The following is an 18,002-nucleotide window of genomic DNA, read 5'->3' on the forward strand; positions in this document are numbered from 1 at the left end:
TCCGACACGCCTGCCTGAGGATGTGCGGCGCTCCTCACCCTCCCTGGGTGAGGCCGGTGATCAGGTTGATGGCGACGGCGACGACGAAGGTGCCGAAGAAGTAGGACAGCAGGGCGTGGGCCAGGGCTACGCGGCGTGAGGGGGTGGAGGACTGGGTGATGCTGCTCGCGCTGTAGGCCATCCCGATCGAGAACGCGGTGTAGGCGAAGTCGCTGTAGGACGGGTCCTCGTCCTGGTCGAAGTCGAAGCGGTGGCGGTCGTCGAGGTAGTACATGCGCGCGTACTTGAAGGCGTAGACGGTGTTGACGAGCGCCCAGGCCGCGACGACCCCGACGACCGCCAGGATCGCGGCCGCGGATCCGACGGGGTCCTTCTGCTGGCTGCGGAGGAGTGCGACGACCACGAGGACGAGGCTGAAGAAGGTGGCGGCGATGATGAGCGAGTCGACCAGCTTCCGGGACCGGTCCTCGTGGCGGGCGAGGTCGCGGGTGCGTTCCGGGCCGGCCGGCCACGCCGTCGACCAGGCCCAGACGAGGAACACCGCCGCGGCGATCGCCCAGCCGAGCAGAGGCGACAGATCGGGGACACCGAGGAGCGCGGCGATCGCCGCGACGGCGACGCCGACGACTGCGGCGACACCGGCCTTGACGGACAGGTGGGACATGACGGTTCCCTTCTGATCGGTGGGTCGTCGTCCGGTCGCGCAGTGCAGTGATGCTCCGCGCGGAGCTCATCCGGGCCGGGCTCGCGAGAGGGGGACGTAGAGGCCGGCGCGCTCGGCGCGAACGGCCGCGAGCGTGCGGGACGTGGCGTCCAGCTTGACCAGGATGTGCTCGAGGTGAGCGGCGACCGTGCGGGGAGCGACTCCCAGCGCCCGGGCGATCTCGAGATTGGAGCACCCCTCGATCACGTGGCCCAGCACCTCGAGCTCCCGCGGTGTCAGCCCCCGCAGGCGTGTCGCGGGGGAGAGCACGACGACTCCGCGGGTCACTGCGGCGAGTTCTCTCTCGCAGGCCAGCACCGTCACCCGCACGTAGCCGTCCGGCGACTGCCGGCGTCAGCGGGGCCACAGGAACGAGGCGTAGTCCTGCCCCTCGGCGATGACGTCCCTCGCGGCGTCGATCAGAGCCGAATCGGCGGTGAGCAGCTCGTCCGGGGAGAGGCCCGGAAGGGAGGTGACGCCGTGGTCGGGGAGGAGGACCACCCCTGCTCCGGCTCCGCCGACGACCGAGGCCGACGCGGCGAGCGAGCGGACGGGGTCGATGCCCGAGGTGAGCGTCGGCACGAGTCGAGCGAGGCGTCGGCGGACCGCAGGCGACGGCGGTTCCGCGCTTCGGAACAGCACCGTCATGAAGCCCACGTGCCGGCCGCCGTCCTCGAACAGAGCGACGGACAGGGTCTCGTGGAATTCCGCGGGGAGCAGGCACTCCGCCCAGGTCTGCAGGTCCCTCGGGGAGTAGGGGACGTCCGACAGGCTGATGGGGGGCCGTTCGCGATCCGCACCGGTCCTCTCGATGTCGAGCGCCATCTGCGGACCGCTCAGGTAGCGGATGCAGGACTCGTCGAGGTCGGTGCTCGCGACCGAGCGGTATCCCGTGCCTTTCGGCTCGGCCAGCGCCAGCCACGCGCCGTCGAAGGGGATGTGGTGCTGCAGCTCGTCCAGCATCGCCTGCGCCCGCTCGTGGACCGGGCCCGGGCGCGCGGCCGTCTCGGCGAGGTGGAGCGCGGCAGTGCGTGACACGGGACTCGACCACCTCAGGACCAGGGGCAGGGGAAACGAAGGGATTGTCCGAAGACCGTTGCTACCGGGATACCACCAGGACTCCCTTCACGGGGACCCCCTCGACGGCAGACCGCATCGGCAGTCCTGCCGATGGCGCCTCCCGGTCCGTGGGCGTGAGATCGAGGTGTCGCCGGGTCGACCGGCGCGCGGCGGCTTCGACGGAACGTCGCGAACGGGAGGGGAACGAGCATGAGAGCAGTGGTGTACGAGGGGCCGCGCACAGTCGCGGTGAGAGACGTCCCGGATGCGCGGATCGAGCGCTCCACCGACGTGCTGGTGCGCATCACGACCACGAACATCTGCGGGTCCGACCTGCACATGTACGAGGGGCGCACCAGCTTCGAGACCGGGCGGTGGTTCGGTCACGAGAACATGGGCGAGGTGATCGAGGTCGGCGACGGCGTCGACAAGGTGAAGGTGGGGGATCACGTCGTCCTGCCGTTCAACGTGGCGTGCGGGCACTGCAAGAACTGCGAGCGCGGGCTGACCAACTACTGCCTCACCGCTCAGCCCGTCCCGGAAGGGGCCGGTGCGGCGTACGGGTTCGCCGACATGGGGCCGTGGGCCGGAGGCCAGGCCGAGCTGCTGCGGGTGCCGTGGGGCGACTTCAACTGCCTCCGCCTGGGAGAGGACGCGGAGGAGAAGTCCGCCGACTACGTGATGCTCGCCGACATCTTCCCGACCGGCTACCACGCGACCGAGATGGCGGGAGTGAAGCCAGGAGACCAGACCGTCATCTACGGCGCCGGCCCCGTCGGACTCATGGCCGCGCTGTCGGCCACCATCAAGGGTGCGAGCCGGGTCATGGTCGTGGATCGGCATCCGGATCGACTTCGACTGGCGGAGTCCATCGGGGCGATCGCGATCGACGACTCGAAGGTCGATCCTGTGGAGGCCGTGCTCGAGCACACGATGGGGCTCGGCGCCGACAACGGCTGCGAGTGCGTCGGCTATCAGGCGCACGACCCCGGCGGCGACGAGCAGCCGGACCTCACGCTGAACCGCCTGGTCCGGTCGGTGCGCTTCACCGGGCGGATCGGCACCGTCGGCGTCTTCGTGCCGCAGGACCCCGGCGGCCCCGACGAGCTCGCGAAGGAGGGGCGGATCGCCTTCGACATCGGCCTGCACTGGTTCAAGGGCCAGACCATGGGAACCGGACAGGCGCCCGTCAAGAAGTACAACCGCCGGCTCCGCGACCTGATCGCCGCGGGAAAGGCGACGCCGTCGTTCATCGTCAGTCACGAGCTGCCGCTCGAGCAGGCGCCGGACGCCTACGAGCACTTCGACAACCGGGACGACGGGTGGACCAAGGTCGTCCTCAAGCCGGGAAAGGCGGCGTGATCATGGCCGGAAGAGCAGCTGCGGCAGTCGGAGTCGGCATCGCAGGGGTCGCGGTGGGCCTCGTCGCCCGTTCCCTCGTCAAGAAGGAACGGGAGTCCGACGGGGACGGGGCCCACCCGGAAGGGTGGAAGGCGGTCACCGTCCTGGGCGAGGCCCGGGACTTCGAGAGCGGAGGATATCCCGAGCCGCTGGCGCGTCTGGCGGAGTCGCTCGAGATCCGGATCGATCCGGCTCCCGGCGACAAGGGCTTCGAGGTGCACGCCCGGGTCCGCGAGGGTGCCGACGCCGGAGTGGGCGACGATCCGGGGAAGGCGCTGCGCGAGTCTCTGCGCGACGCCAAGCAGATCTTCGAGACGGGTGAGGTCCTGCGGGCGACCCCGAGACCGCACGGAGAACGACCGCGCACCCTGCTCGGTGGCGCGGTCGACGAAGCAGAGGACGAGGCGAAAGGCGGAGGTGTGCTGTGAAGGCTCTGTGCTGGACCGGAGTGAACGAGCTCTCGGTCGAGACCGTCGAGGATCCCGGGATCCAAAATGCTCAGGACGCGATCGTCAAGGTGACCCTGAGCACGAGCTGCGGCTCGGATCTCCACCTGCTCGGCGGGTACGTCCCGACCATGCGGGCGGGCGACGTGCTCGGTCACGAGTTCATCGGCGAGATCGTCGAGGTCGGATCGGCCGTCACGAAGCACCGGGTGGGCGATCGTGTGGTGGTCTGCTCGTTCATCAGCTGCGGGAAGTGCTGGTACTGCCGCAACGAGCTCTACTCCCTGTGCGACAACGGAAACCCGAACGCGGGGATCCCCGAGATGCTCTGGGGCCAGGCGCCCGGCGGCTGCTACGGCTACTCCCACGCGCTGGGCGGGTGGGCCGGCAGCCACGCCGAGTACATCCGCGTGCCCTACGCCGACCAGGGGGCCTTTTCCGTCCCGGAAGGGGTGAGCGACGAGCGGGCGCTCTTCGCTTCCGACGCCGCCCCGACCGGATGGATGGGCGCGGATCTGGGTGGTGTGAAGCCCGGAGACACCGTCGCGGTCTGGGGTGCCGGCGGCGTCGGCCAGATGGCGGCGCGCGCGTCGCTGCTGCTCGGCGCCGAGCGCGTCATCGTGATCGACCGCTTCCAGGAGCGGCTCGCCCAGGTCGAGCAGGTCATCGGCGCGGAGACCATGAACTACGAGACCAGCGAGGTGACGGCCGAACTCCGCGAGCTGACCGGCGGGCGCGGCCCCGACGTGTGCATCGAGGCGGTCGGCATGGAGGCGCACCGCGACGGACCCGACTTCGCCTACGACCAGGTGAAGCAGCAGCTGCGGCTGCAGACGGACAGGCCCACCGCCGTCCGCGAGGCGATCTTCGCCGCGCGCAAGGGCGGAAGCCTCTTCGTGCTGGGCGTCTTCGGCGGCTTCGTCGACAAGTTCCCTCTGGGGGCGGTGATGAACAAGGGCCTCACGCTCCGGTCCGCTCAGCAGCACGGGCACCGGTACATCCCGATGCTCCTCGAGAGGATGGCGCGAGACGAGATCGTCACCGAGCACCTCGCCACGCACGTCATGCCGCTCGAGGACGGCCCCGCCGGCTACGCCATGTTCAAGGAGAAGACCGACGGATGCGTGCGGGCGGTCTTCCGACCCTGACCGTCGAGGGAGCCGCTCCTCCTCCGCCCTCCTTACCGTTATTTCCGTGGATTCGGGGCAGTTGTAGGCTCCGGAACGCGCCAGGGGTCCCGGGTATGGCTGACCGCCTTCAGCCGCCTGATGGCACGCCGTGATGAGCCGCCCGGGACCCCGCAGCGGCAGGACCGCTCATTGAGAAACGCGACCAGATCGCCCAGTAAGGACATGCCGGCACGGTCGTTCACGGCGCACCGCACCCCTCAACGGAAGGACCCTGCGTGCCCCAACTCTGGGCCGGTATCGACGCCGGCAAGACCGAACACCACTGCGTCGTCATCGACGGCAACGGAACCAAGCTGCTCTCGCAGCGGTTCGAGAACCGAGAAGCGGCGATCCTGACCCTGATGGGCGACGTCGCATCCCTGCCGGGCGGAACCGACGTCGCCTGGGCGACGGATCTGAACCACGGCGGGACGGGGCTGCTGCAGACGCTGCTGAGCTCGTACGCGCAGCCGCTGTTCTACATCTACGCGACGACCAGGGGACCTCTGGTGCTGCTCACCCGGTACGCGACACCGTCCGCGATCCGGAGGATGGGGGAGAGCCGGCTGGCGTCGTGGTTGAAGGGGCAGGGGTGCTGGAAGTCAGCGGCCGTGGCCAAGACGGCGGTCGACGCTGCTCGCGAGCAGACGTCGGTCGTTGTGGGGGAGGGGGCGGCGGCCCGGCTGGTCAGTCGCTCTGCGCGTGATCTGCTCCGCATCCGGGACGAGGTGGCGGAGCTCGACGCGGAGATCGAAGCCGTTCTGCAGGACAGTAGGTCCGCGGATCTGCTGGTATCGATTCCGGGGTTCGGGCGCAGGCTCGCTGCGGATTTCCTTGCCGCGACCGGTACTGACCTCGCCGCCCCTTGGACGTAGGAGTAGTACCGCGCCATCAGAAGGCGTTTCCGGGCCGACGCATCTTCCACTCTTCGCCGGCGCCTGGTCAGGTCGCCGACGACATACAGGGGAATTGGGCGACCACCGCGGGTCTCCCGAGCCTCGTGCTCGATGACCTCCTCCGCCTCCAAGTTGCGGGCGGCCGTGGTGAGGTGATGAGGTTCGAAGGGAGTCGAGCCGAGGTGGACCTCGATGAGCTTCGCCTCGAGCTCGATGCGGCTGACCACCAGGTTCGACTCCATGAAGTCGCGGAGCGCGGCTGTCGCGGCAGCTACGCGGGCTTCGCTAGCAGCACCCTCGCTCACGACGCCTCCCGTGCGGTTCCACCCAACGTAACCCGTCTATAGATAGAAGTTGTTCCCCTCCGCCCGTCACGGCTCCTGGGCGAGGACGTGGTCTGCCGCGATGCCAGGAAGTTCGGTCGTGTACTGCCTAATGGCTAGAACGAGAGCTCGTAAGCGCTTGTCGAGCGACCCCCAGGGCCGACCAGGCCGCCCCGAGGGGCCGATGCTCTCGGTCACATCAGTTACGTCGACGTCGAACTCGAGTGTCAGGTCGAAGTTGTCAGGGGAGAGGGTCACGCTGTCTGCGAGACGAAGACGCACGATCTGGTCGCCGTCGCCGATGATGCCCGGGTGTCCCCGGCTGAGGACCTCGATGTAGCGGAGGTCCACTTTCATGCGCAGGTGAGAGAGGTAGAGCCCGAGGCCGTGCATCGATCTGTGCCGGTCCACTCGCGCGAGCTCGTGAAGGATGGCGAGGCTGTTCCACCCAGGAAGCTTGGCTTGGTAGGGCTGGACCTTCTCGAGCGCCTCCTGAATCACCGGCGGAAGGTCTCGGTACCTGCTGGCCTGGTTCTTCCACTCCGTCGGAGTCCCTCTGATCGGCCATTCGAGCCTCGCAGCGCTGGGCGGCGGGTTCTCGCCGGAGACGAGCACGGCAACCGCGTACAAGCAGTTGTCGAGCGCTGCGCGAAGCTCGTAGAGCAGTTCACCGAAGACCACCGACAACTCGACGGGTAGCGGCTTGATCCTCCCAAGCCGCACGATCAGAACTCCGTCTGTCTCTGCGGTGTGTTCCAGTCGGTGCGGTCTGGTGTCAAGGTACTCGTCCCAGATCTCTCCGAACTTCTGAACGTGTTGATCGGCACGATCGAGCCGCGCCTGCACGAGCCGGATCTCGAAAGCAATCGGATCGAAGACAGCAGGAAGCGGTTCGGTCATGACGCATGATCGCTCGCGTTCCGCGCGTCCCGTATGGAGATGGGCCACCGGGACGTCGCGCACATTTCAAAGCTGGTGTCCGACGGTCGCTGGCCGCGTTGGCGGCCGTAGCTACGATGATCGACGTGGTTCGCTCTGAGAGTCCGTCGATGATCGCGAGGCTCGCTGTGCCCCTAATGGGGAAGGACGGTGCAGGTCTCGGGACGGCGATGCAGGCGATCGTTACCTGGGGCACATCCACCGCGTTCCGTGAACGCCTGATGACCTCGAGCGGTTTTCCGCTCCCCGATGACCTCCCCGCGTTCCTGCTGGTGAATCAGCTCGTCTACCGCGGCGCCGCCCGGCCCACCGATCTCGCTGACGCCATCCAGACCGGTCGCTCGAACGTCAGCAAGATCGTCCGGCGCCTCGAAGAGGCGGGGCTGGTCGTTCGCGGTGTCGATCCGGGTGATGAGCGAGGAGTGGTCGTGGTCCTCTCAGACGATGGCCGAGCTGTGGGGCAGAGGATCGTCGACACGATGACGGTGGAGTTCGGCTCTGCACTGAGCGAGTGGCAGCAGGGTGACCTGGATCTGCTCCAGCGTCTCCTTGTGAAGCTCGCGACCTCGCTCGATGCGCTTCCGGGCCATCCGTTGGAATCGGCTGCAGGAACGGCTTTTCCGAGCTGATCAAAGTGTTGTCCTGAGGACAACATCTCTGTAGGGTGACGACGTCGCCCGCACTGTGCGACGTCGTTGCTTCGAAGGAGAAGTCATGTCACGTCTGGGTCAGTCGCGCCCTGTGCGCCCGTGGTGGGTCGGCCTCGTCTGCGGGATGGCGTCCTACGTCGACGCCGCCGCGATCATCACCTTCGGCATCGCGGTGATCATCTTCCAGCAGACTCTCGGACTCGACGCTTTCCAGGTCGGCGTCGCATCGGGCGCGCTGACTCTGGGAGTGGCGGTGGGCGCGCTTCTTGGCGGACGGCTCGGGGACCGTTTCGGACGCCGGCCGGTGTTCACGATCACGATGGTCGTCAACATCCTGGCTCTGATCGTGCTGATGATCTCTCCGCCGTTCGCGGTCCTCTTCGCGGCCGCTCTGCTGCTCGGCCTCGGAACCGGAGCGGATCTCCCGGTCTCGCTGTCGACGATTTCCGAGGCCGCGACCGACGAGAACCGTGGCAAACTCCTCGGCTTCTCGCAGCTGCTCTGGCTGGCCGGCGCAGTGGTCAGCTCGATCGTCGCCTCGTCTGTGGCGAGCCTGGGCTCGCTCGGTATCGCCGTGATGTTCGGGCAGATCGCCTTTTTCGCGCTGCTCAGCCTGCTCGGTCGCCTCTCTGTCCCGGAGTCCGAGAGCTGGCGGGCGGCGCAGGCTGAGCAGAAGAGCGGCGCGAGGACCGTCCGCGCTCAGCGCGCCGGCGTGAGCGAGCTGTTCCGCTCGCGCTACGGAGTGCCCCTCGTCGCCTTGATCGTGTTCTACTCGCTCACCAACCTGGTCGCGAACACGACTGGGCAGTTCGGCACCTACGTCCTCGTCAACTACGGCGGCGTCGACCTCAGCATCGCGCCCGTTCTCGGCCTCGCGCTGCTGCCGCTGTCGATCATCGGGTCGCTGATCTTCATGCGCATCGCGGACAAGCCGGTGCGATACCGCTACTTCCTCGTCGGAGGAGTCGCCCTCGTCATCGGTCCGCTCATCTACACCTTCTTCGGAGTGAACGTCGTCACCTACCTCCTCCAGACCGTGTTCCAGGTCGTCGGAACGTCCTTCGCGTTCGAGGGGATCATGAAGGTCTGGACGCAGGAGTCGTTCCCGACCCTCCTTCGCACCACCGCACAAGGCGTCATCCTCTCCGTGGCACGCTTCGCCGCGGCCGCGCTGGCGAGCGTCACTCCTCTTCTGCTCCAGGTGGGCCCGGGCCTGATGTACGGGATCCTCTCCGCCGTCTCCCTGGTGGGCGTCGTCTGGGCGGGCGTCGTCTTCCGCACCCGCGACCGCGACAACGTCTTCGACACCGAGACCGCGCTCGCCTCCGCGGACGAGCGAGCATCCGTCGCCTGACGGAGCCTCTGACTTTCCCTGCCGATCTTCACGAGGAGAACCCCATGTCCCAACTCGACGACCACCGCGACGCCCTGCGCCGGCCGCCCATCGACTACCGTCCAGAGCTGCGCTGGTGGCTTGCGGAAGGACTGCACACCGACGTCACCCTCCGATCGGAGATTGACGCCGCGCACCGCCTCGGCTTCGGCGGCATGGAGTTCCTCGCCATGGACGAGCAGGCCGTCGACCACGCCCGCTACGGCTGGGGTGCGGAGGAGTGGGTCCACGACTCGGCGATCGTCGTGGAGGAGACGACCGCGCGCGGCATGTCCGTCAGCTTCACCTCGGGTACGAACTGGTCGAACGCGAATCTCCCCGGAATCGACGCCGACCACCCCGCCGCGGCGCAGGAGCTGAACTTCGTCGCACTCGACGCGACGCGCGCAGCTCCCGTCTTCGGCGACCTGCCCCGCATCGATCTGACCGAGGACCGCAGCGGCAGCATGCTGCCCGGTCACCGTGTAGCTCCGACGAAGCAGACGCTGGAAGCGGTCGTCGCGGCCGCCATTCTCGAGGACGGCGTCCTCGACTCGTCGTCGGTGACCGATCTCACCGCCCTCGTCGCCGGGCACGCACTTGACTGGGCGCCGGAGGACGACCGGGACTGGCGCGTCTTCGTCTTCTGGTCCCACGGCACGGGCCAGACCGCCAATCCCTCCGCGAGCGTGAACTACACGGTGAACTACCTCGACCGCGCCGGCGTCGACGCCATCACCGCGTACTGGGACTCGACCGTTCTCACGGCCGGCCTGCGAGAGCAGATCGCGAAGAACCCGCGTACGCAGATGTACATGGACTCCCTCGAGCTCTCCACCTGGGGCGCCGGCGGGATGTTCTGGGGAGCGAGCGTCGCGGAGGAGTTCCGCCGCCGCCGCGGCTACGACATCACGCCCTGGCTACCGTTCCTGGTCCGCTCGGTGCAGATGATGGCCTCTTCGACCGTCTACCACTACGACGCCGGCGCCGACCAGCGCGCGATCGTCGAGAAGGTCCGCTACGACTACGTGCGGACCCTGACCGATCTCTACATCGAGAACATGCTCCAGCCGTTCTCCGAGTTTTTGCATGCCAACGGGATCACCTTGCGGTCCGAGATCAGTTACGGACTGCCGTTCGAACTGACCCGTCCCGGAATCGCGGTCGACGGCATCGAGACGGAGTCGCTGGAGTTCGGCTCGCAGATCGATGCGTACCGGCTCCTCGCGGGCCCAGCGCATCTGTTCGGCAAGCAGTACTCGTCCGAGACGGGAGCGACGACGCGCCATCACATGCTCGACCACCGCTTCTACGATCAGATCATCCGTACCCAGCTCGCCGCCGGGGTCACGAAGACCGTCCTGCACGGATGGGCGAGCGTCGCCGGCGCCGAGGAGACCACTCAGTGGCCCGGGCACGAGGGCATGTGGCCGATGTTCTCGGAGCGCTTCGACCTCCGTCAGCCGGGATCGGAGTTCTACCCGCTGTGGAACGACGCGATCGGGCGCTACCAGTACCTCCTGCGCCAGGGGAGGCCGCGCATCGACGTCGGGATCCTCCGCACCGACCACTTCGTCGACAACCTCTCGGGCATGGCCTTCATCGATGATGACGGATCGCGCGTCCCGGACGAGGTCGCCTACGGCACTCGCTGGATGCGGAACCGCGAGAACCACTGGTGGCAGGACCTCGGGATGCAGGACGCCGGCTGGTCGTACGAGTTCCTCGACGCCTCACTGCTGCTCCACGACGACGTCTCCTCCAGCGAGGGACTCGTCCAGCCCGACGGTCCCGGTTACCAGGCACTCATCGTGTATCAGGAGACGCTCGATCCTGACGCCGCCACCCTTCTGCTCGACTGGGCCCGAGCGGGACTGCGCGTGCTGATCGTCAACGGTGCCCGCGAGCTGAAACTGCTGATGGCGAAGCAGTACACCCACCACGGGAGCGCGGCCTCCCGCACACCCGGACTCGACGGACGCGACCAGGAACTCGCCGACACCCTCGCCGCGCTGCGCACCCTGTCGACCGTGCGCGAGATCGACGACCCGGCGGAGACCGTCGGAGCGCTGCGCGCGCTCGGCGTGATCGGGCGCGCCGAGTTCACCGCCGAGAACCGCGACGTGCTGACGTACCTGCGCGAGGACGGCGACCAGCTCCACCTCTTCGCCTACCACTTCCTCTACGAGACGGCCGCGGAGACCACGGTCGAGATCGCGCTTCCGGGGACTGGGCTCGTCTCGCGCATCGACGCGAACACCGGAGAGGCCCGCCCGCACCAGGGCGTGCGCACCGCCGGCAGAACGACCGTGCTCGAGCTCACCCTCGCCCCCGGCGAATCCGCGCTACTCACCCTCGACAGGTCGGAGCCGATTGCGGATTCCACCCCCGCACAGCGGACGGACATCGCCACGATCACGGGGTGGGACATCACCGTCGAGAGCTGGGACGCCGGCAAGAACGAGCTCATCACCGAGGACCGCGGACTTGGCTACGAGACCCGCGAGATCAAGCCGACCACGGCCGTCACGCACCTCGCGAGCTCCGACAGGACTTTGCTCCCCTGGAAGGACCTCGCCGGAGTGGGCCCCGAGGTGTCGGGCGTGGGGGAGTACCGCGCGGTGATCGACCTGGGCGAGGAGATCACGGGTCGCCTGATCCTCAACCTCGGATCCACGTCCGGCGGACTCGGATCGGTGAGTGTCAACGGCGGCCCCGTCCGCGGCTTCGACACCTCACACCCCGTCGTGGACATCACGGACGACGTCCGCAGCGGTTCGAACGAGATCGTCGTCCGAGTGGCGAGCTCGCTGAACAACCGGCTCATCGCCCGCGGCTACTACGACCGGATCCCCGACATCGCGCTGATGTCCACGGGCAGCGCGGGTCCGCACGTCACGCCGATCCGGGACTACGGCCTTCTCGGCCCGGTCACCGTGTCGCGCGTGCTCTAGCCGGGCGGGGTGGCGGCCGGGCGACAAGACCAGCCGTCACCCTCGCCGACGGACAAGCGGGGACGGTTCTTCAAAGTCGAGACATCGCTCAGCCGAACCCGCGTCGCACCGTTGCTCGCTGCGTCCCGTATGGGGATCGTCCACCGGTACGCGCAGACCCCACACTGAGCGCCGCGAAAATCTTTGGATCGCGGCGTGAAGTGACGGTGTTCTAGCGCCGCTTCATGTCGCATCCAGATGAAGGGCTGGGCTGGCGGAATCTGACGGCGCGTCAGGTCGACGTCGAGAGAGACGGCTGCCCATCATGCTGACGGCCTGTTGCGACGGGGGTTCAGGGAGTGGAGTCTCGATCAAGAAGTGATCCCGCGTCGCGCCAAAGCTCGAAGAGATCAAGAGCCGGGTCTCGAAGCCAGCTGATCTGAACTCCGTCCAGCAGTGCCAGCACTACTGTTGCGAACGCTTCGGGCCGGGGGTGCCAGCACTCGATAGATTCGACAAAGGTCTTCCGCGCGGAGCGGGCGCGCTCCTGGAAGTAGTCGTGCGCCGGATGCGCCGGGTCGAGGGATTCGGAACCCAGCACGGTGTAGAGCCGCACGATCTCGCGCTGCGACGCATTGCGACGGACGGCGTCGTCCAGGGCGCGCCACGTGGCTTCTCGATCCCTGGGCGCCCCGGTGTCACCGAGAAGCGCGATGTCCTCCGAGTCGCGGTGACGCAGGACGGCGATGAGGATCTCGTCGCGGGAGCCGAAGTAGTGATCGAGCCCTCGCCGCGTCATCCCGCACGCTTCAGCGAGCCCCAGCAGGGTGAAGGCGTTGAACCCGCGCTCGGAGATCAACGTCGTGGCGCGCTCAACGATCATCGCGCGCCGCACCTCGGGAGCCAAGCGTGTGCGCGAAGGCGTGCCGGCCGAAGCCCCACCCGGCACTTCTTGCGCAGTCACAGGTTCATGTCTACCATCTCCTTACCCGCACTGATGCGGGTAACGGTTCCACCCTGGAAGCACCTCAGTCGGCGGCGAACGCCGACGGAGGTCGATCGGAGGAAAGTCGATGACGACCACTCACACCCTGTTCGATGACGCCGTAGAGCGCGTGCGCGGGGGTCGCGCCGCGCAAGCGGAGGCCGCTGCGCTCCTCGCTCAGCTGACGGCGGAGGAGAAGCTGGGTCTTCTCGACGGCGACGACGACTTCTGGCCGGGCATGGGGGAGATGGCGCAGCGATACAACAGCGTCCCCATCGTCATGGGCCGGATCGATCGAATCGGCGTGCCGGGGCTCCGGTTCAGCGATGGGCCCCGCGGCGCGGTCATGGGTGCTTCGACCGCCTTCCCGGTCTCGATGGCTCGCGGAGCCACCTGGGATCTCGCGCTCGAGGAGCGGATCGGGATCGCCATCGGCGCGGAAGTCCGGGCCCAGGGCGGGAACTTCTTCGGAGGTGTCTGCATCAATCTGCCTCGCCACCCCGCGTGGGGGCGCGCGCAGGAGACGTACGGCGAGGACAGCTACGCGCTCGGTGAATTCGGGGCAGCTCTCACTCGCGGGGTCCGACACCACACCATGGCCGTGTCGAAGCACTTCGCGCTGAACTCGATGGAGAACGCTCGGTTCGTGGTGGACGTCACCGCCGATGACGCCGCCCTTCACGAGGTCTACCTCCCGCACTTCCGGCGCACGGTCGAGGAGGGCGTCGATGGGATCATGACCGCCTACAACAGCGTCAACGGCGAATGGGCGGGAGAGAACGAGGCCCTGATGGAGGGCGTTCTGCGGGAGAGGTGGGGCTTCCAGGGGGTCACCGTCTCGGACTTCATCTTCGGGCTTCGCGACGCCGCGAAGTCCCTGCACGCCGGTCTGGACGTCGAAGAGCCCTTCCGTCAGCAGCGGGCACACTCCCTGCCGGCCGACCTCGATGCCGGGCGGGCGTCCTGGGACGACGTCGAGCGCGCCGGGACGCGCATCCTCGCTACACAGCTCGCGTTCTTCGCGCGCGAGCTCGACGCAGAGCCGTCGATCGAGGTGGTCTTCTCGGATGAGCACCGAGCGCTGGCCCGTGAAGCCGCCGCCACTGCGGCAGTTCTTCTCAAGAACGATGACGTGGACGGCCGCCCGCTGCTGCCCCTGGACGCGGCTTCGCTGCGGCGCGTCTCGGTGATCGGTCGGCTGGCGGGGCTGGCCAACACCGGCGACGAGGGCTCCTCGAACGTCCGTTCTCCGCAGGTGGTCACGCCCCTGGACGGGATCCGCGCCGCTGTGCCAGGTGCGAGAGTCGACTTCGTGGAAGCCGATGACCCGGCGGCGGCCGCAGCCGCGTCCGCCGACGCCGATGTCGCGATCGTCGTCGTCGGCTACACCTCAGCCGATGAGGGCGAGTACCTCGGCGACCTCATGAACGACCCCTCTCTCCTCGCCCTCTTCCCCCCCGCCCCGGAAGGCGTCGACCTGAGTGCCCTCATGACCGAGGCCAGCGGCACTGTGATGGGATCGGCGACGGGCGGCGATCGCCGATCCCTGCGCGTTCGCCCCATCGACGCGGACATCATCCGCGCGACTGCGACGGCGAATCCGCGCACCGTCGTGGTCGTCGTGACGGCAGGAGCCGTCATCACCGAGGAGTGGCGGGACGAGGTTCCGGCCGTCCTCATCGGCTGGTACAGCGGCACAGAGGGAGGGTCGGCCCTCGCGGACGTCCTCCTCGGCCACCACGACGCCACCGGCCGACTGCCGTACTCCATCCCCGCCGATGAAGCTCACCTGCCCTTCTTCGACATCGACGCCACCGCGATCACCTACGACCGCTGGCATGGACAACGGCTCCTCGACCGCGACGGAAACCGCGCCGCGTTCCCCTTGGGATTCGGTCTGTCGTACACGACGTTCAGCATCGATCGCGTCACCGTGAGCGCCGTCGAACAGGAGCACTTCGACGCCACCGTCACCGTCACGAACACCGGTGATCGAGCCGGTCGCCACGTCGTGCAGCTCTACGCCCTCATCGACGCTCACGACTTCCCGCATCGCGTGCTCGTCGGGTTCGCCCCTGCGTGGATCGACGCCGGCGCAACGGCAACCATCACGATCGACGGCTCCACTCGCCCCACCCACCGGTGGACCGACGACGGTTTCGTCCCCGCCGCTTCGTCGGCGATCATCGAGGCCGCCGCTTTCTCCGGAGATGCGGCAGCCGCAACGACGACGATCGACCTGCTGTAAGAGGCGCTTCGTCGGGACGCGGATACCGTCATCGCCGCTGAGCTCGGAGGCGTCGCGGGCCCGTTCGCCACCGTCGTGGCGGGCGGTCCCGCGACCCTCACGATCCGCCCGGCTCCGGGCCTGGAGCCGTCGACCCGCGAGTGCTGACGTCAGTGCGCCGAGCCGGCCGATTGATGGGCGCCTTCAGGGCTTTGTGCAGAGGGGACGACTTCGAGGTGGCGCGTGCGGTCAGCAGCTGTCTCCTGCAACCACCCACGCGACGTCGCTCGGCTCGAGAGCCGTGACCTCATCCGCCGTTGCAGCTCCGGCACCGCGGATCACGGTCAGTTGACCGAGGAACAAGTCGATGATCCGAGGGAGGTCGATGTGCACACTCGTCAGACGCGGTGCGACGAGCTGACCGAGCATCGTGTGATCGACCCCGATCACGCCGACTCGGGAAGGCACCGGGAGCTCCAGCCTGCGTGCGGCAGCGATGACGGCGATGGCGACGTCGTCGTTGTAGGCGCACACGGCGACGGCGTCGTCTCCCGTCGTCTCGAGCGCTGAGCTGAGCGCCTGTGTGGCGGAGTCCTCATCGAGTTCCACCCTGATCACGACGGGGTCCGCCAACCCGTGAGCGGAGCACTCCGATCGGACGCCCTGGAGCCGGAAATCCCCGTAGGGGGCTGCTCGGGAGTCCTGCAGCTGGGCGTAGATCACGTGCCTCTTCCCGCGGAGGACGAGTTCACGCACCTGGAGGCGTCCGACGAAGACGTCGAGCTCGTCCGTCGCATCCTGCCCGGATTCGGGAATCGGTGGGAAGAGCCGACTGCCAGCGGACTCCAGGGTCCGCCCCTGCTCGGGTGTGAACACTCCGAAATCGATGATGACCATCGGTCGCAGGTCCAGGACCGAGGTGAGAGTCGCGGCCGTGTCGCGGCCGGCGAACCGAACGACGACGCTCATCCCCAGAGTCGCCGACGCTTCAGTGATCTGATCGACCGCGTTCTGCAGATTCGGGCCGAAGGTGGCGCTGGGAATCGCGAGAACGATCATGTCGCTCACGCCGGTCGCGAGAGCGCGGCCGGCCCGAGAGGGGCGGTAGTTCAGCTCCGCCGCGGCGGCCGAGACGCGATCGCGCGTCTCCTGCGGGAAGCTCGCCACGTTCCCGTTGAGGATCTGACTCACCGTCGTCCGAGACAGCCCGGCGCGTCGGGCGACGTCCGAGCTCGTCGCTCGGCGAGCGGGAGTCGTCGAGGTCATTCCTGAAGTCTGACACAGCCCTGTTGACGGCCGAAGCGGACACGCCTACTGTGGTGACGCGCGTTAGTGACGCGCGTCAGTAACACGCGTCAGTCGCCGTTCGGCGAACTACGAGTGCTCGATGTGACGAAGGAGTCATTCATGGCGAAAGATCCTCGACGGGTGCAGGGCGAGCAGATGCGCGCCGCCGTCGCCCTCAGCACGGAGGAGTCGGTCACCGCCGCCTTGTCGGCAGACGCTGTCGGCCAGGCGATCCGCGAGGACCGCTCAGGCGAGAAGCTGAAGCTGCGGGAGAAGCTCTCCTACGGAGTCGGCGATATCGGAGCGAATCTGATCTTCGCGCCGGTGTCCGCTTTCCTGCTCTTCTACTTCACCGACACGGTCGGCATCGGCGCCGCGATCGCCGGAACGCTTCTCCTGTTCGGACGCGTGCTCGACGGCACACTCGACCTCATCATCGGCACGCTGGTCGACAAGACCTCGACCCGCTGGGGCAAGGCGAGGCCGTGGATCCTCTTCAGCATGCCGGTGCTGGTGATCTCCTTCGTCCTGCTGTTCAACGTTCCCGCGGGACTGAACGAGACAGGCAAGGAGATCTACGCCTTCGTCTTCTACTTCCTCTGCCTCGGCGTCGGGTTCGTCAGCTCGAACCTCGCCTATCACACGCTGCTCTCCGTGATCACCTCCGACTCCCGGACGCGCGTGACGCTGACTGTCATCCGGACCTTCTGCGCGATCCTGACGACCCTCCTGGTGAACTCCTTGACCGTTCCGCTGCTGACCGCGTTCGGCGGCGGTCAGGGCGGGTGGACGGCGACGACGTTGATCTACGGCGGCATCGCGGCGATCACGCTGCTCATCGTGTTCCTCGGTACGAAGGAGCGCGTCACGAGCACTGTCACCACGACGGCCGGACCGAAGATGCCGCTGGGCAAGATGATCCGGATCCTGTTCCGCAACCCGTACTTCTTCCTCGTCTTCGGCTTCTTCCTCCTGCAGTTCATGGTCCAGGGCACCGCCAGCGTCGGCATCTACTTCGCCTCCGACGTCCTCGAGGACCCGAGCCTGTTCGGCCTCCTCAGCATCGCCGGACTCGCGCCCCTCCTGCTGGGCATGTGGTTCATGCCCGCGATCATCGGCCGCTTCGGCAAGCGCAAGCCCATCCTGTTCGGCACGAGCCTGACGGTCATCGGCGCGATCATCACGCTCGTCGACCCGTCGAACCTCACCCTCCTGATCGTCGGAAGCCTGATCCGAGCGGTCGGCGGTATCCCGACTGCCTCGGCCCTCTTCGCCCTCGTCGCCGACGTCGTCGACTACGGAGAGTGGAAGAGCGGCGTCCGTCTGGACGGGATGACCTATGCGGCCGCGACCGCCGGCCAGAACTTCGGCGCCGGACTGGGCACGGCCCTCGTCGGCTGGCTGCTCGCCTTCGGCATGTACGACGGCCTCGCGGATTCGCAGCCGCAGTCGGCGCTCGACGTGGAGATCTTCCTCTACCTGTGGCTGCCGATGATCGTGGCGATCCTGATGGCCGTGATCATCTACTTCCTCGACATCGACAAGAACATGTCTCAGATGCAGCGCGACCTCGCCGAGCGGCGCGGAAGCGCCGCGGCCGTGGCCGAGTAGG

The 18,002-nt window shown here is 67.7% G+C and carries 15 protein-coding genes; 9 read left to right on the plus strand and 6 right to left on the minus strand.

The genetic code is table 11. The annotated features are described in order from the left end of the window. Positions 1 to 34: 34 nt before the first annotated feature. The 3 genes from GSU40_RS02450 to GSU40_RS02455 form a co-directional block, all read right to left on the minus strand. Entirely contained in the window at positions 35 to 664 is a 630-nt protein-coding gene (locus GSU40_RS02450; protein ID WP_160033450.1) for a DUF1345 domain-containing protein, read from the minus strand. Between the two features lie 66 nt (positions 665 to 730). Next, positions 731 to 991 (minus strand): LuxR C-terminal-related transcriptional regulator, encoded by a 261-nt coding sequence (locus GSU40_RS16895; protein ID WP_208543352.1) that lies wholly within the window; start codon positions 989 to 991, stop codon positions 731 to 733. 66 nt (positions 992 to 1,057) lie between these two features. After that, entirely contained in the window at positions 1,058 to 1,741 is a 684-nt protein-coding gene (locus GSU40_RS02455) for a hypothetical protein (RefSeq protein WP_208543353.1), read from the minus strand. Positions 1,742 to 1,972: 231 nt separating this feature from the next. On the opposite strand from GSU40_RS02455, the gene GSU40_RS02460 reads away from it, so the two are divergent. From GSU40_RS02460 to GSU40_RS02475, 4 genes are all read left to right on the plus strand, one after another. Next, the gene (locus tag GSU40_RS02460) at positions 1,973 to 3,124 is read left to right on the plus strand and encodes a glutathione-independent formaldehyde dehydrogenase (protein ID WP_160033452.1); all 1,152 of its coding nucleotides are present in this window, start codon (positions 1,973 to 1,975) and stop codon (positions 3,122 to 3,124) included. Positions 3,125 to 3,126: 2 nt separating this feature from the next. Continuing rightward, positions 3,127 to 3,591 (plus strand): hypothetical protein, encoded by a 465-nt coding sequence (locus tag GSU40_RS02465; protein ID WP_160033454.1) that lies wholly within the window; start codon positions 3,127 to 3,129, stop codon positions 3,589 to 3,591. After that, positions 3,588 to 4,757: a zinc-dependent alcohol dehydrogenase gene (locus GSU40_RS02470; protein ID WP_160033456.1), complete on the plus strand. Its 1,170-nt coding sequence runs from the start codon at positions 3,588 to 3,590 to the stop codon at positions 4,755 to 4,757. Before GSU40_RS02465 ends, GSU40_RS02470 begins: the two co-directional genes overlap by 4 nt. Before the next feature lie 257 nt (positions 4,758 to 5,014). Continuing rightward, positions 5,015 to 5,653: a transposase gene (locus tag GSU40_RS02475; RefSeq protein WP_160033458.1), complete on the plus strand. Its 639-nt coding sequence runs from the start codon at positions 5,015 to 5,017 to the stop codon at positions 5,651 to 5,653. A gap of 392 nt (positions 5,654 to 6,045) precedes the next feature. Here the strand turns inward: GSU40_RS02475 and GSU40_RS02480 are convergent, their stop codons facing one another. Beyond that, on the minus strand, positions 6,046 to 6,897 hold the full coding sequence (locus GSU40_RS02480; RefSeq protein ID WP_160033460.1) for a hypothetical protein: 852 nt from the start codon (positions 6,895 to 6,897) through the stop codon (positions 6,046 to 6,048). Positions 6,898 to 7,046: 149 nt separating this feature from the next. Here GSU40_RS02480 and GSU40_RS02485 point away from each other — a divergent pair, with 149 nt between their 5' ends. The 3 genes from GSU40_RS02485 to GSU40_RS02495 all read left to right on the plus strand — a co-directional run bounded on the left by GSU40_RS02485 (position 7,047) and on the right by GSU40_RS02495 (position 11,912). After that, positions 7,047 to 7,565 carry a MarR family transcriptional regulator gene (locus tag GSU40_RS02485; protein ID WP_160033462.1) on the plus strand — a complete coding sequence of 173 codons (519 nt, stop codon included), beginning with the start codon at positions 7,047 to 7,049 and terminating at the stop codon, positions 7,563 to 7,565. Between the two features lie 85 nt (positions 7,566 to 7,650). Further along, positions 7,651 to 8,940 (plus strand): MFS transporter, encoded by a 1,290-nt coding sequence (locus GSU40_RS02490; RefSeq protein WP_160033464.1) that lies wholly within the window; start codon positions 7,651 to 7,653, stop codon positions 8,938 to 8,940. Positions 8,941 to 8,984: 44 nt separating this feature from the next. Next, positions 8,985 to 11,912, plus strand: coding sequence for a glycosyl hydrolase (locus GSU40_RS02495; RefSeq protein ID WP_160033466.1), 2,928 nt, complete (start codon positions 8,985 to 8,987; stop codon positions 11,910 to 11,912). A gap of 331 nt (positions 11,913 to 12,243) precedes the next feature. Here GSU40_RS02495 and GSU40_RS02500 read toward each other — a convergent pair whose 3' ends face one another. After that, a complete protein-coding gene (locus GSU40_RS02500) occupies positions 12,244 to 12,855 on the minus strand; it encodes a TetR/AcrR family transcriptional regulator (RefSeq protein WP_160033468.1) in 612 nt (203 codons plus the stop codon). Between the two features lie 109 nt (positions 12,856 to 12,964). Between GSU40_RS02500 and GSU40_RS02505 the strand changes: the two genes are divergently transcribed. Next, the gene (locus tag GSU40_RS02505; protein WP_160033470.1) at positions 12,965 to 15,124 is read left to right on the plus strand and encodes a glycoside hydrolase family 3 C-terminal domain-containing protein; all 2,160 of its coding nucleotides are present in this window, start codon (positions 12,965 to 12,967) and stop codon (positions 15,122 to 15,124) included. A 228-nt stretch (positions 15,125 to 15,352) separates the two neighbouring features. Here the strand turns inward: GSU40_RS02505 and GSU40_RS02510 are convergent, their stop codons facing one another. Then, positions 15,353 to 16,369: a LacI family DNA-binding transcriptional regulator gene (locus GSU40_RS02510; protein ID WP_279630837.1), complete on the minus strand. Its 1,017-nt coding sequence runs from the start codon at positions 16,367 to 16,369 to the stop codon at positions 15,353 to 15,355. A gap of 141 nt (positions 16,370 to 16,510) precedes the next feature. Here GSU40_RS02510 and GSU40_RS02515 point away from each other — a divergent pair, with 141 nt between their 5' ends. After that, positions 16,511 to 18,001, plus strand: coding sequence for a glycoside-pentoside-hexuronide (GPH):cation symporter (locus GSU40_RS02515; RefSeq protein WP_160033474.1), 1,491 nt, complete (start codon positions 16,511 to 16,513; stop codon positions 17,999 to 18,001). Position 18,002: the final 1 nt, after the last annotated feature.

The organism is Rathayibacter sp. VKM Ac-2805 (genome assembly GCF_009834265.1).
Taxonomy (GTDB): domain Bacteria; phylum Actinomycetota; class Actinomycetes; order Actinomycetales; family Microbacteriaceae; genus Rathayibacter.

Coding starts and splice junctions, on each gene's coding strand:
- GSU40_RS02450 (WP_160033450.1), bottom strand. CDS start 664: ATGTCCCACCTGTCCGTCAAGGCCGGTGTCGCCGCAGTCGTCGGCGTC.
- GSU40_RS02460 (WP_160033452.1), top strand. CDS start 1,973: ATGAGAGCAGTGGTGTACGAGGGGCCGCGCACAGTCGCGGTGAGAGAC.
- GSU40_RS02465 (WP_160033454.1), top strand. CDS start 3,127: ATGGCCGGAAGAGCAGCTGCGGCAGTCGGAGTCGGCATCGCAGGGGTC.
- GSU40_RS02480 (WP_160033460.1), bottom strand. CDS start 6,897: ATGACCGAACCGCTTCCTGCTGTCTTCGATCCGATTGCTTTCGAGATC.
- GSU40_RS02485 (WP_160033462.1), top strand. CDS start 7,047: ATGATCGCGAGGCTCGCTGTGCCCCTAATGGGGAAGGACGGTGCAGGT.
- GSU40_RS02490 (WP_160033464.1), top strand. CDS start 7,651: ATGTCACGTCTGGGTCAGTCGCGCCCTGTGCGCCCGTGGTGGGTCGGC.
- GSU40_RS02495 (WP_160033466.1), top strand. CDS start 8,985: ATGTCCCAACTCGACGACCACCGCGACGCCCTGCGCCGGCCGCCCATC.
- GSU40_RS02505 (WP_160033470.1), top strand. CDS start 12,965: ATGACGACCACTCACACCCTGTTCGATGACGCCGTAGAGCGCGTGCGC.
- GSU40_RS02510 (WP_279630837.1), bottom strand. CDS start 16,369: ATGACCTCGACGACTCCCGCTCGCCGAGCGACGAGCTCGGACGTCGCC.
- GSU40_RS02515 (WP_160033474.1), top strand. CDS start 16,511: ATGGCGAAAGATCCTCGACGGGTGCAGGGCGAGCAGATGCGCGCCGCC.